Source organism: Staphylococcus sp. ACRSN (assembly GCF_022346615.1).
In the GTDB taxonomy this organism is placed as follows: domain Bacteria; phylum Bacillota; class Bacilli; order Staphylococcales; family Staphylococcaceae; genus Staphylococcus.
The window spans coordinates 1-13,293 of sequence record NZ_JAKRNS010000023.1 but is presented as its reverse complement, the minus strand read 5'-3'; the positions used below and the strand labels follow the sequence as shown (position 1 = coordinate 13,293).

General features: G+C 27.9%; 14 protein-coding genes and 1 pseudogene. 5 read left to right on the top strand and 10 right to left on the bottom strand.

Annotation, left to right across the window (positions count from 1 at the left end):
• The coding region (locus MHZ36_RS14165; protein WP_239232310.1) for a CDP-glycerol glycerophosphotransferase family protein at window positions 1–1,760 on the top strand (1,760 nt) is incomplete at its 5' end.
• A 184-nt stretch (window positions 1,761–1,944) separates the two neighbouring features.
• Window positions 1,945–2,223: a M23 family metallopeptidase gene (locus MHZ36_RS14445; protein ID WP_204171943.1), complete on the top strand. Its 279-nt coding sequence runs from the start codon at window positions 1,945–1,947 to the stop codon at window positions 2,221–2,223.
• A 129-nt stretch (window positions 2,224–2,352) separates the two neighbouring features.
• Here the strand turns inward: MHZ36_RS14445 and MHZ36_RS14160 are convergent, their stop codons facing one another.
• Window positions 2,353–3,180, bottom strand: coding sequence for an EcsC family protein (locus MHZ36_RS14160; RefSeq protein WP_239232309.1), 828 nt, complete (start codon window positions 3,178–3,180; stop codon window positions 2,353–2,355).
• A 107-nt stretch (window positions 3,181–3,287) separates the two neighbouring features.
• Between MHZ36_RS14160 and MHZ36_RS14155 the strand changes: the two genes are divergently transcribed.
• Window positions 3,288–3,440: a hypothetical protein gene (locus MHZ36_RS14155; RefSeq protein WP_239232308.1), complete on the top strand. Its 153-nt coding sequence runs from the start codon at window positions 3,288–3,290 to the stop codon at window positions 3,438–3,440.
• A gap of 262 nt (window positions 3,441–3,702) precedes the next feature.
• Here MHZ36_RS14155 and MHZ36_RS14150 read toward each other — a convergent pair whose 3' ends face one another.
• From MHZ36_RS14150 to MHZ36_RS14110, 9 genes and pseudogenes are all read right to left on the bottom strand, one after another.
• Window positions 3,703–4,155, bottom strand: coding sequence for a hypothetical protein (locus tag MHZ36_RS14150; RefSeq protein WP_239232307.1), 453 nt, complete (start codon window positions 4,153–4,155; stop codon window positions 3,703–3,705).
• Between the two features lie 68 nt (window positions 4,156–4,223).
• Window positions 4,224–4,721, bottom strand: coding sequence for a replication-associated family protein (locus tag MHZ36_RS14145; RefSeq protein ID WP_239232312.1), 498 nt, complete (start codon window positions 4,719–4,721; stop codon window positions 4,224–4,226).
• Window positions 4,722–4,752: 31 nt separating this feature from the next.
• On the bottom strand, window positions 4,753–5,613 hold the full coding sequence (locus MHZ36_RS14140) for a replication initiation protein (protein WP_239232306.1): 861 nt from the start codon (window positions 5,611–5,613) through the stop codon (window positions 4,753–4,755).
• A gap of 499 nt (window positions 5,614–6,112) precedes the next feature.
• Window positions 6,113–6,289, bottom strand: a pseudogene (locus MHZ36_RS14135) (replication initiation factor domain-containing protein); the annotation flags it as partial.
• A 770-nt stretch (window positions 6,290–7,059) separates the two neighbouring features.
• Entirely contained in the window at window positions 7,060–7,515 is a 456-nt protein-coding gene (locus MHZ36_RS14130; protein ID WP_054193767.1) for a DUF334 domain-containing protein, read from the bottom strand.
• The gene (locus tag MHZ36_RS14125; RefSeq protein ID WP_107524489.1) at window positions 7,484–8,431 is read right to left on the bottom strand and encodes a relaxase/mobilization nuclease domain-containing protein; all 948 of its coding nucleotides are present in this window, start codon (window positions 8,429–8,431) and stop codon (window positions 7,484–7,486) included. The genes MHZ36_RS14130 and MHZ36_RS14125 overlap by 32 nt, the downstream gene beginning before the upstream one ends.
• Window positions 8,413–8,796: a plasmid mobilization protein gene (locus MHZ36_RS14120; protein WP_239232305.1), complete on the bottom strand. Its 384-nt coding sequence runs from the start codon at window positions 8,794–8,796 to the stop codon at window positions 8,413–8,415. Before MHZ36_RS14120 ends, MHZ36_RS14125 begins: the two co-directional genes overlap by 19 nt.
• 349 nt (window positions 8,797–9,145) lie before the next feature.
• Complete coding sequence (locus MHZ36_RS14115) at window positions 9,146–9,757, bottom strand: NDxxF motif lipoprotein (protein ID WP_239232304.1); 612 nt, start codon at window positions 9,755–9,757, stop codon at window positions 9,146–9,148.
• A gap of 72 nt (window positions 9,758–9,829) precedes the next feature.
• Complete coding sequence (locus tag MHZ36_RS14110) at window positions 9,830–10,714, bottom strand: replication initiation factor domain-containing protein (protein ID WP_239232303.1); 885 nt, start codon at window positions 10,712–10,714, stop codon at window positions 9,830–9,832.
• A gap of 331 nt (window positions 10,715–11,045) precedes the next feature.
• Here MHZ36_RS14110 and MHZ36_RS14405 point away from each other — a divergent pair, with 331 nt between their 5' ends.
• Together MHZ36_RS14405 and MHZ36_RS14100 are read left to right on the top strand one after the other, a co-directional pair.
• The gene (locus MHZ36_RS14405; RefSeq protein ID WP_343237216.1) at window positions 11,046–12,710 is read left to right on the top strand and encodes a glycosyltransferase; all 1,665 of its coding nucleotides are present in this window, start codon (window positions 11,046–11,048) and stop codon (window positions 12,708–12,710) included.
• Between the two features lie 37 nt (window positions 12,711–12,747).
• The coding region (locus tag MHZ36_RS14100; protein WP_239232301.1) for a glycosyltransferase family 2 protein at window positions 12,748–13,293 on the top strand (546 nt) is incomplete at its 3' end.

The following is a 13,293-nucleotide window of genomic DNA, read 5'->3' as shown; positions in this document are numbered from 1 at the left end:
GTCATAAATATACCCAGTATGGTCGAAAAAATTATTTTAAAAATTTAAATTATCAATTTAAATTACATAGTTTTATAATTCGTAAATCTTTTTTAATTGAAAATAATATCTATTTTGATAATGATAACCTACTTTATAATGATATTCCATTTTTAATAGAACTTTATAATAAAACGCCATATATAATACAAACCAACACGAAACTATATTATAAATTTGTCCATAATGATCCTATAAATGTACCTTCATTAACTCAAGAAAAACATGAAGATAGGTTGTTACAAAGGGTTAGGTCGTTGAATGATGGATTACTTAAGTGTAATAATACTCAAATAGCAAAAAAAGTAAAAATAGAGGCTATAAGATATTATTTATATAAAATTGTTAAAAGCGAATTGTTTTTAAATTTTAGTAATGAAATACATGAAATTTATCGATTGTTGAATCAAATATTAAATTATCCATCTAATGAAATTAAATTGAGCACACGACACTCATTTGAAATAAATGCTATTAAAAAAGGAAATCTAAAAAAAGCATTTATTCTAAGTAAATCAAGAGTTTTAGGTTATAAAACTTATCAATTTATGAAGCCAAAAAATCAAAGGTTTAGACAGAAAAAAATTCAGAAGAACGTTTTTACAAAGCTCCCAATTAAAGAAAATACAATTTTGTATGAAAGTTTTTTAGGAAGAAATTATTCTGATAGTCCTAAAGCAATATTTAATTATCTTTTAGAAAATGATAAAGACAAATGGAATCATATATGGATTCTCAACGACAAGAACATTGTTGAAAATGAAAAGGAATTTAAGAATGAAAATGTAAAGATTATAAAGCGATTTAGCTGGCAATATTTCTACTACGTCACTATTTCTAAATATTTCATTTTAAATATGAGGCAACCTAAATGGTTATATAAAAAGGTGGAACAAACAATTTTATCTACTTGGCATGGAACACCTTTGAAGCGATTAGTATTTGATATGGAAAATGTCACTTCTGCAAATAAAAATTATAAAAAAGATTTTTATAATCAGTCTAGAAATTGGGACTACTTAATTGCTGCAAATAAATATAGTGAGGAAGTATTTGAAAGTGCATTTATGTATCCAAAAGAAAATATACTGACTTATGGATATCCAAGAAATGATATATTACACAATTATTCTGCTGATTATAAACATCAAATAAAAGAAAAATTAAATCTACCAACTTCTAAAAAAGTAATTCTTTATGCACCTACTTGGAGAGATGATGAATTTCATTCAGCTGGTAATTATAAATTTAAATTACAAATGGATCTTGAGAGAATGCGTGAAGAATTTGGAGAAGAATATGTCATTGCTTTGAGAATGCATTATTTTATTTCCGATAATATGGATTTAACTGGATTTGAAGATTTTGCATTTGATTTTTCAAAATATAACGATATTAATGATTTATATATTTCTAGTGATATTTTAATTACAGATTATTCATCTGTTTTCTTTGATTTTGCTAACTTAAGAAAACCAATTTTATTCTTCACTTATGATATAGAGAAGTATCAAAGCATGTTAAGAGGGTTCTATATAGATGTACATAATGACTTGCCAGGTCCGTTATTAAGAACAAACGATGAACTTATAGATTCCATTAAGCATATAGATTTAACAATGGAAAATTATAAAGAAAAATATGAAGCCTTCTATCAAAAGTATTGTTATTTAGAAGATGGTAATGCTACACAAAGAATTGTTAACAGAGTTATAAAATAGGAGGATTTATTGTGAAAAGATTTTTAATTACAATTTTAGTAATTTTGGGAGTAGTTTATTATAAAAATAGAGAAATAAACTCAATACATGAGTTTTATGCTGTAGAAGATGAACAATAAATCTATCGATTAAAATTTTTCTTCGATAGCTAACTGTCACTTTCAGTCCTGAATTCAAACTTCAAATGGTTCAATTGTTCAAAAACGGAAAATCCCGTAAAGATATTATTCATGAGTATAGTTTAAATTTTCATTTTAAACAAAATTCAATTTATGTAAAACCAGGTGAAAAAGTTGATGCTAATACTATTTTAGGAAAGTGTGGTAATTCAGGAAATTCTTATGAATCACATATCCACTTTCAAATAATGAATGTCCCATCAATTTTTAATAATAGCGAGTCTTTGAAAATAAATTTTTCTAACTTGTCATCTCCTATACAGGGACACATAGTAGGAAGATAAAAAATTGTATATATTATACAAAACAACTACCTATAATAGTTAATTATGTTAAGCAGAATAAGAGTATTCAGATACTGTTTGTGCAGTATTTGAATACTCTTATTAATTTTAAAACAACACTTTTTTAATTTAAAGACTATTGTCGACTTCTTCTGAAATTTTAAATCCTTGTCCTTCTATTATTTCTAAATCTTTTCTCAAATCTTTTTCTGTATAGTTAATAGTAAGACTAAATTCATTTTTCAATTTCTTAGCCATTGGTTTTAAAGAAGCATAATTTAACCCCCCAGAAACAGCGCCACCTACAATAGGTATTGCTTTTGAAAAACCTTTAGCAAAAGTATCTTTAGTAAGTTTTACGCCAAAAGTTTTTAATACTTTCTTTAGAATAGGATAATATATAGTCTTAGTTAATGTTTTTTTGGGTATAGATGTTAAAGCTTGTTTAGAAGCATGTTTAGATAGAATTCTGATTGTAGAACCAGCTGCAGTTACACCTAACATTACACCTAAAAATATAATTAATTCATTTTTAGATTCTTCTGTTAATTCATTATTATCATCAAACAAATCATTATGTCCGTATATATATGAAATTTCTTGAGCTAATTTTAATGCAAATCCGTAGAATTGTGCCATATCTGCAGGTATAGTAGCTCCCATTGCTAACCCACCTGGCAAACCAGATGCAAACGATATACTTGTAGATTTAAGAACAGCTGAATTAATTGTTCTATCTGCTATTTTATCTAATTCTTTTTTTGAATATAAAGCTGTTGGGCCTTCCTCTATTAATTTACGTATGTCTTTTTTATTTTTAGAAAAAGCTTTTACTAAAAATTCATCTCTATCTACTTTTACAAAAGGTAATTTAATTGCTGTTTCAATAGCTTGCAATGCTTTACTTTCTTCACCACTATGTTCTTGTTCAAAATCATAATTAGTTTCATTTTCCATTTTATTTCTCCTTTAGATATAAAAATTGTTAAACTTATTATATACTACCTTTTAATTAAATTATACTATTAGTGTCTTTTTTAAAGTCATGGAAGAAGGGATAAATTATGAGAAGATTAGAAAAATATGAAATTCGTTATAAGAATAAAGTTTATTCTGGAAAAATAGCAAATTTTCTTGGTAAAAGGCTCTTTTACAATAAAATTCATAAAAAGAAAGAAATGTTTGATAATATTTCGGTAGTTAGAAAAATTCATTAATAGTTGATTATTCAGTGCTTATAGGAGAAAGAAATATTACTTAAAATTGTATAATCTATACAATTTAACTACCTATAACTCTTTATTATGTTAACTAAACATAAAGCCCGAAACACTGATTTAACAGTGTTTCGGGCTTTTATCGTTTGTGGTCGTTTATACACGTTTTATACATTGTTGATTTAACACGTTTTCATTCTCTTTCATAATTAATTGTCATGTATATTTATGAAATTTGAAATTAACAAAGACCGTATTAATATTAATAATTCTTTATATAATTAAACGTGTAAAATTCACGTATGTCAAAATAGCTTATCCCATTTATAACGCCAACATACTTCAAATTATTTTCTTTAACATGCTTCTTTAACTCAGTTTTGTTTTTTCGAAATTTCTTTTTTATTTGATCTAAGCTCTTAAAATATTTGCAAGAACTAGGGATTCCAGAATTATAAATAGGGTTATAAACTAATATGTTTAAAGCTACGCGATCAAACAGTTCATCAATTTCTTTGTCTTTTATTTTTATTTCAGCATGAGAATCAAATTTCATATTATCATTTTTATAATGCTTTGCAATGGCAGAGTCTATATTTTTCGAATATCCAATATATACAATTTCCGTATCTCTAAATAAAAAATAAATATAATAAGAGTCTTTTATCTCCATTTTTTTAATAGATAAAAGATGTTTTAAATTCTCAGGATTCAATCTTATTTCGACCTCCATAGTTATTTAAATATTTAAATAAATGTTTTGAGCTTTTTCAATTCGTTATATTATTTTCCTCTGAATAACCTTGAAAAAAAAGGCTGCTTTTGTTCATTTTCCTTAGGCGTTTCTGAGACAAAAACATCTTCTTTTTTATTCATATTATCTGTTTCTATAGGGTCATTATGACTTAATATATTTTGGCTATTTAAGTTCAAAGATTGTTCTTGTTTTAAGGCAATTGTTAAATCATCAATTTGTCGATTCTTTTGTCGAATTTCTGATTCTAAGTGTGTGATATATTTATCAATATAACTGTCATGACTTGTATTTGCAGAATCTTTTTTGTTTGTCGATTCTTTTGTCGAATTTTCGTCAAAGCTTGACGATTTGTTTGTCGGCTTTTTATTCAAAATAGATTCTAAATAAGCTATTATACTATCATCTATTAACGATTTATTGCCTGTTTTTTTAACTTTTAAATTTGGTGGTAAATTTTTTAAGTGATAGTGAATGGTTTGTTTAGAAACATTTAATCTTTCAGAAACTTCTTTTACCGTTTTCATCAAATAACACTTCCTACTTTATTTGTTCGCCTTATAGTTTTTTATTTATATTCATTTTCTCTAAAAATGCTTGTCGTTGTTCTTCTGTGAATTCAGTTGTTTTGGGTTTGATGGGTTCATATTTTTTCTGTTCTAACCATTTTGGCGTCATCTCACGATTTATATTTTGTGTCTTCTTACCTATATTCGCCATTTTAGGTTGTCGCTTTGAATAAATGCGTTTCTCAGGTTCAAAAGTAAATTCTAGCCACTCAATTTTACGGCTTTTCTTAGCTTTGATTTTATTAATCGTAAGATCTTTAAATATAAAACCGAGTTCTTTGATTATAGGAGATAATACGTATTGGTTTATATTTGTCATACGATAGGAATTAGGAACATCCAAACGCTCTCTAAAATCTTCAATACTCATTTTTAAATAACCTGTATGTTTGTATTGTTTTATTATTCTAAACATATTTTTAGCATATGTTGATTTTAAATGAGTCATTTCCTGTAGTTCAAACTTTGTAAAATCTGAAGTAATTTCATTTAATATATGCTTTAAATCTGGTGAAGTAGCGATTTCTAAGTATTTCTCAGTCAGGTCAATTTCATATCTATGAAAAAGTACGAATTTTTTAATTTTTGTTTCTGTACGAATTGTATATCTGATTTCTAGCATTTTATCGTATACTCTCTGTAAATCATCAACAAAACGATTTATATTTCTAGTTTCTGGGCTATAATTACTTAATTCTTTTAATTCATCAAAAGATAAAGTTAAAGTGTTTGTATCTTGTTCTTTTAATTTATTACACATAGCAAAAAATAAATTAATTTCTACACTCGTGAATTTTCTTAATGGGATTAGATTCATTTCATTTCTATATACAACAGTCTCTCCAGACATGTTATAATCACTCCTACATATTATGTATTATAGTACTAAAGAAAGGGTTTCCTAAGACAATTCCTTTAGTGCTATTTTTTTATGCTTTAAAATGTTGTAATAATAGTAACATTAAACTAAAGGCATGTTAAATAAAAATATATGCCATATTTGTGGCAAAAGCATGCCTTTAATGTGGCAAAAGCATGCCTTTAATGTGGCAAAAGCATGCCTTTAATGTGGCAAAAGCATGCCTTTAATGTCTGGAACTCTTTCTCGCAGTAAGACTCAAATGGTACCTAAAAAGGGTTTAAAAAGTTTTTAAAAAGATTATATAAAGTTCAAGACAATTTCCTCCCATTTCAAAACCACTTCAAAAACGAATAAATTCTGAACGAATTTATATTTATTTTAAAAATCTAACCTATTACTTTTTCAAAAAAGTAATATCAAAAACTTCTCATACTCAATCGCTACACTCATTCATTACCATTGATATACAACAAAAATAAGAGCCAAGAGCATTGTCACGACTGAGATTTCCAACAATTGTCATAGCATCAAAACTTAATTTTGGAATAAGTGGTGACATTTTATGTCGGTTTAACCGGCTATTAGAGTAGCCGGTTTTAGAAAAATTATCTAAATCGTGATTTTCTAAGTGATTTGAATGATTTGCGTGATTATTTTTACTCATAAAAAATCGACTCCTTAATTTACTTTAAGAAGTCGCTCACCCAAATATATATCTTGAAGAATAAACTTATATCGTTTAATATCTAGATATACAAAAATTAATAAAACATAACTCTTTATATTTTATTTAGGTAAGTCGCATTCACAAACTTTGGACGGGGAGTGAGCGACTTCTTTTTATTTGTTTATTAATATAACACTATCAAAAGGCTTGGTCTAATCAGATCAAGTCTTTTTTAGTACCAAAACTTATTACATAATCAAAATTACATTTCTTTAGTTAATTTATATTGCTTATAAGCGTAATAAACTATTAATGATTGTACTACCACTTGTGCAAATGATAATCCTATACGAATACTTTTCTTAGTTTTCTCACTCATTTTCTTCAACTCCTTTCGCTGCTTTATTCCAATTGCTTTATTGACGTTGAGCCTCGGAACCCTTAACAATCCCAAAACTTGTCGAATGGTCGGCTTAATAGCTCACGCTATGCCGACATTCGTCTGCAAGTTTAGTTAAGGGTTCTTCTCAACGCACAATAAATTTTCTCGGCATAAATGCGTGGTCTATTTTTTGTTTTCTGAAGGTTTCCAAAATAAAACCACAGCCATAAATAAGAAATAAATAATAAACCAAAAATCTAAATGACTTTGATTTATTTGCTGATATATAAAAACAAACATCAAAATAGACAGAAGTAATTGCACAGAAAAACGTAACCACATAAAAATATTACCTCCTTTTTTAAAAACTTTATCACATTACTTTTTAATCGTGAAACCTTGCTCTAATCCATTCATACAAGCCAATAAATAGTCCTATAGCAAATATATAAGGTAAACCATAAGCAATATACCAAACAAATGTCATAAAGCCCTCAGACGCTCTTATTTTGCTCGCTATGGCTTTCTGTAATACATCTACATGCAAGAAACTCATAAAATCACTGCCTATGGTCATAATTAAAGCAAATAGCATAAAGACTAATAACATAGCCCCAATACCTGTAAATAACTGTTTCTGCCTTTTTTGATAGTGTTCATGTGATGCTCTCACTTTACGTAACATTTCTTCGTTTTCATCTTGAACTTTACGAATATCTTGTCGTAATTCTGCTTGAATATCTTCTGTATTTACTTTTTTTAAATTATCTTGAAGTAATCTTACGAAATCATTATGTGTTTTTATGCTATTATCTCGAAAGTCCTTCGTCGTCTCTTTCAATTTTGATGTGATTGCTTCTTGTTCTTTCTCTCTCGTTTTCTGATTCTCTTGTATCTCTGCTAGATATTTTACGATTAACTTGTTTTGTCTCTTGAGTTCGTTCAATTCTTCGTTGTTTAAGTTGCTCTGTGTGTTGCTCGACTGCGTCCCAGTTGACCTTGAATCCGTCTGCATATTCGGATTCTCTTTGTTGTTCTTGATGTCTTTCATGCTCATAGTCAATCGCCCCTTTTTCATAATCTGAACCTAGCGTTCTTCCACGCACCCATTTATTTGCGTTTTCAGGCTTATATGAGATTGTTTCGCCACGAAGCTTAACTTCTACCCCTTTTTCTTCTAAATGCTCTGAAAACGTCTCTAAATTGCTTGTATGTGTTTTTGCATTTTCAATTAATTCACGTAATTCATCTTTCCAAGAATATTCTTCTCTATCAAACACAATGCCTTTTTCTGCTTGCGTGTATCTCATTTTGGCAGTGCCACGTTCTGTCACACTCAAACCATGTTCACGACAGACATTGTCATTTTCTTTTTTGACTAAATCACGTTGTTTTTTATTACTTTGATATTTCTTTCCAGTTTCTAGATCAACTGAATTAATCACAATATGATTATGATAATGGCCTTTATCTGTATGCGTATAAACAGCTACTTGATGATTAGGTGCTATTTTTTCTGCAAGTTCTAAGCCGAGTTGATTACATTGTTTAGGTGTTACTTCGCCAGGCTTAAAAGATTGAATCACTGTATGAGCTTGTATACCAGTATCCTTACCGTACAAGTTTCTTGTTTGTTTAAAAGCTGATTTTGCATAATCAACATCACAATTTAAACCACTTTTTTCTTCTGCACGTTTCTCTGCGTAATTGATTGCTCGACTTGCCGATTTGGTATTACCTAATTTAGTTGTTGCCATATTTCATCAAGCCTTTCACGTACTGCATTGATATTTCTATCCAAAGCATCATAATCTGGATTTTCATGTTGATGTTGATTGCAGTATTTAGCAATCTGATTCACATTCGCACCCAACTTACTTAAATCTTTGGCAATCGATTGTCGCGTCTCTTTATCAAATTTGGGCGCTACCAATCGACTCCCATGTGCCTTTTTCTTAACAAAATTCGGCACACTCATATTCAAAGTTTCGGCAGATGACCTTAACTTTTCATATTCGGATTCGCTCACTCTGAAACTAATTTGTTTTGGCTCTTTGCGGTTGGGTTTTCGGTTTTCCCCAACAGACAAATCGCTAGCCAAATTATTATCATGTTCACTCATTAAATCCCACCACGTTTCTTCGAAATATATGACTTTCTATATTTGTAGATTATAGGATAATCAACAAACTTTCAAGTCATAATGTGGTTTGGCAAGCGTCGTATATTCTAGCCACTTCGTTCTGAATATACCGGCTTGATGGGAATATTCCCATACCCTTTATGTTTTTGCTAACGCAAAAAATGAGTGGCAAAATGCTAGCCACTCATAGTTCAAAACCAAATTCAAAATCAAAAAACCAGCAACCAAAAATGGTGGTTGCTATACGTTCATAAATTTTATGATCACTTGCATGTATAAAATTTATATAACTTCCAAATTCTAAAATCAATTACTTCTAAAAAATGATTTATTTAAACGCCTTAGTTGTAATATTTTTATCTTTCAAGAATTTCTCCACTTCTTTTTGTTTCTTACCATTTACTTCTTTTTTATATTGTTTATTAATTTTATCTATTTTAGCTATATCTTTTGTTGATAAATTATCTGAATCAGAATTTTTATTTATTTTTTGAACTTGATTATTTATTTTTTTTAGATACTGATTAGAAGATGTTACATAATCTTTAGTTTTAAGGGAACCTTCTTTATATCCCTCTGGTAAGTCATAATTTTTTATAAAATTAGAAAAATTATTATCATTCCTATTATTCATTTCAGTTAGATTATTTAATTTTTTCAACTCACTCTTATTCAATTTATCTTTACTACTTAAATGTTCTATATTCTCAAATAAAGCATGATATGTATTTAAATATTCTGAGATACTACTTCTAATTTCTTTCTCACTAATTTTTTTATTACTTTTATCCGATGAAAACACCTTTTTAGGTATTGCAGGTAGTTCTTGCTTTTTATTCGAAGTCTCCTTTTTTGACGTTGCTCCAGAGTTACCACAAGCAGTTAAGGTAAGTAATAAAAAGGAAGTTACTACTAATATAAAAAACTTTTTCACATTCATCTAAAATTCCCCTTTTTAAATATTTTCTTTCAAAAATAAATATTATCATAATACAGAACTAATATGATTTAACTATTTCCAAAAATTAAAGTCGTGCTGCCAAAAAACAATCTGCTTTTGCAATTGTTTTTCGTTCTCTTTTAAAGTCAATTTCATTAAGTCCGTTAAATCAATTGGAGAAATTTCAGTCATTAATTTTTTCATTCTATATTTCTTCTTGCGTTCTAATTTCCCCCATTCACTCTCATCAAATAGCAAAGCCATAATTGTATGTCTGTCTGGAGCTTTGTCTATTGTCGAATAGTCTGGTTTCAAAATGTGTAAATCATTAAAACAATCATTCCAGTAATCAACCATATCTCTTTTTAATTCAATTTCTACACGCCATAAATGTTCTGAAATAATTTCAATATCTGCATTATCCTTACGTTCTTGTTTTTTATTATAAATCCTAATAAATCTATCACTGTCACGAACACCGAAATATTTCGTTTCTGGTGTTCCGTTACGACCATAAAAAATAGTTTTTTTAACTGATTTATCAGTCATTGCATAATAATCACTCAAATCATCTTCAAAATCAAAAGCTAAGTCTAATCTTGTAAAACCGTCATCTTCCATGTAGTCGATAATATTTTGTTTTAACCAAAGCATTTCTTCATGTGTAAGTTTATTCGGATTAAATTCAACACGCATATTACGTCTATCCCACGTATCTGCTTTCACTTTGTCATATTCAATATATACTTTTTCTTGTAGAGCTTTAGCTTTAAATTTTGTTTGTAGTATATCCCAAAGTCTAATTTGTGGTTCAAGGCTCATAAATTCAGATAGTTTTTTTGCATTATTTTTATTCAAATTTCCAACTATGGTCATAGCATCAAAACTTAATTTTGGTTGGGGGGTGTCCCAAATCGGAACACTTAACCGGCTATTAGACACCTCCCTTAGTCTCATTATATTTGATTCAAGACTCTGCGAAAAGGTGTCCTGATTTTTATACTAGGACCACATTCTCATATATAAAGTGAAATGACAGGTGTATGAACATTATAAAATTAAATTTGAAAATCAAGGTATTAGCTATAATAAAACTGCTGAAAAAGAAAAGTAGTATACAGATATAGTTGGAACATCATCAGCATATAATGAAAAAAGTAATGATGTTAATAAGTCGGAATAAAGAGCAACAAAAAAATATATAAAAAAAATTTTGAACAATGGTTTGTTGTTGGTATATAATTAGTTAGCATAGTTTTTAAACAAGAATATATGGGTGGCGATTTAAATAGAGAAGTTAATTTCAATTATTGTATCAGTATATAATAAACAAAATTTTCTTGATAAATGTATTCAATCATTGATAGATTTAAAAATTGATAAATCAGAAATAGAAGCAATATTTGTTGATGATGTTTCAACAGATAATTCATATGAGATTTTAAAACAATATGAAGACAAGTATGATTTTATACGATCCATACAATTATCAGAGAATTCAGGCGGACCAGCTGATCCTAGAAACGTTGGTATTCAAGAAGCTAAAGGGAAGTATGTAACTGTATTAGATGCAGATGATTGGTTGGATACAGATGGGTTTCCTAAGTTAGTACATCAAATGGATGCAAACGATTCTGATTTTGGGTTTGGTCAATGTTTTAAACATAGAAATAATAAAATTGTGAAAGTGGCAAATTTTGCTTCATATAAAATAGATAATGGACTCGTTCCTTATGAACTTTATAAAATATTTAGAGCAATTGGGCCATGGGGAAAAGTTTTTAAACGTTCAACAGTAATTGATAATAATATTAAATTTAAAAATTTGAAGTATGCGGAAGATAAGTTGTTTTATTCTGAGTTGATGAGTAAATCTAATAGTGCTTCGATGACCACAGAGCATGTTTATCATGTGAATAGATATACCGATAATATATCATTAGTAAAAGAGACAGACGATGTTGAAAAAGCAAATTATAATTTTGAAGTACTAAGGGAATTAATCCAAATGGATTTACCTAAATATGCAAAAGAACAAATTTTGTGTCGCATCATAGAGATGGATTTTATATCACGATTCTTTATTAAAAAAGAATTTTTAAATTCTAATAATAAATCATTTTATTATGAACTGTTTGATAAAGTAGAAAATATGATTAAAAATGCAGGCTATGAAATCGAACAATTATTAGATAATGCAAGATATCGAAATGTCTATCTTACATACCATCATAACAGAGAAAATTTTGAAGAGTATATTAAGTTTATGTTATACAAGGCAAGTTCACATAAATATATAAAAGACGGTGTTGTTCGCTATAAATACCCGGATAAATTTAATAATTTACCAGAGTTAAAAGTAAAATGTATTGGTATCTATAATGGAACGAGAATGATTAATGATCATTTATTCGAAGTAATTGAGATATTTAAAGAAGCAAGTTCAGTTATTAATTCCGTTGAATTAGTCAAAATAAATGATGAACGTATCTCTAAAAATATAGAATTCACATACGATAATGGCTATATATATATCAAAAAGGAACATTTAAATTTAGACGATAATAATTTTAATATCATTATTCGTTTTAATAACTTTGAGTCATCATTAGTTTACGTAAGTTATCCAAATACTAGTGATAATAGTAAATTAAATAAGCAAAATACTAAGACAGAATTTATTGTTTCAAAACCTTCTGAAAAGATAGGGAAATCTAAAGGTAAAAGATATTATCAATCAGCACCTAAACGTATCGTTACAATAAAAAATACTAATGTTTATAAGGACATTGATTTTAAAGAAAAACTACACCCGATATCTAAAGGGCAAATTATTGAAATTATAGGAACTGATAAAAGTTCTAAAAAAACGCCTAGATTCATTACGAATGAAGGTTTATATATATCTGCGAATAAAGATATTGTCTTATCCGTATATTCAGGAGAAGAGTAATAAAGTCGAATTTAATATAAAGAAAGTGGTGGGAAATATGAATTTCTCAATTATAATTACTTATAAAAATACAAAAGGAAATGAAAAATATATTGATAGGTGTTTAGAAAGTATCAATGAACAAACGTATAACGACTATGAAATTATTCTTGTTCATAATTATTCAGAATATATAAGTAAAATAGTTAGCCAAAGTGAGCTGAATATTAAAACAATAGAAATGAATGAACAAGACAATATTTCAATGTATAAAAATAGTGGGATCGAAAATGCAACAGGAGAATTTTTAGTTTTCCTAGATGCTGATGATTTTTTACATCCAAATGCTTTAATATATGCTAAGCAAATGATTGAGGAAAAGGGCTTAGAAAGGGATGTGTTTAAATTTGGAATAAGTAAGACTAATTTAGATAAAACATCAACATTAAGTACTAATAAAAGAGTTTTTTTTGATGATGAATCTTTAGTTAAATTAGAAGAAATTTTGAATGATATTGATATAGAAGTTAGTGATAATCAAATTAAAAGTTTAATTAACGGAATGTTTAACAAGAATATAATTAGTCATAAATATACCCAGTAT

Bases quoted from the DNA above. Each gene is read 5' to 3' on its own strand.
- MHZ36_RS14445 (WP_204171943.1), top strand. From the start codon at position 1,945: ATGGTTCAATTGTTCAAAAACGGAAAATCCCGTAAAGATATTATTCAT.
- MHZ36_RS14160 (WP_239232309.1), bottom strand. From the start codon at position 3,180: ATGGAAAATGAAACTAATTATGATTTTGAACAAGAACATAGTGGTGAA.
- MHZ36_RS14155 (WP_239232308.1), top strand. From the start codon at position 3,288: ATGAGAAGATTAGAAAAATATGAAATTCGTTATAAGAATAAAGTTTAT.
- MHZ36_RS14145 (WP_239232312.1), bottom strand. From the start codon at position 4,721: ATGAAAACGGTAAAAGAAGTTTCTGAAAGATTAAATGTTTCTAAACAA.
- MHZ36_RS14140 (WP_239232306.1), bottom strand. From the start codon at position 5,613: ATGTCTGGAGAGACTGTTGTATATAGAAATGAAATGAATCTAATCCCA.
- MHZ36_RS14125 (WP_107524489.1), bottom strand. From the start codon at position 8,431: ATGGCAACAACTAAATTAGGTAATACCAAATCGGCAAGTCGAGCAATC.
- MHZ36_RS14120 (WP_239232305.1), bottom strand. From the start codon at position 8,796: ATGAGTGAACATGATAATAATTTGGCTAGCGATTTGTCTGTTGGGGAA.
- MHZ36_RS14115 (WP_239232304.1), bottom strand. From the start codon at position 9,757: ATGAATGTGAAAAAGTTTTTTATATTAGTAGTAACTTCCTTTTTATTA.
- MHZ36_RS14110 (WP_239232303.1), bottom strand. From the start codon at position 10,714: ATGAGACTAAGGGAGGTGTCTAATAGCCGGTTAAGTGTTCCGATTTGG.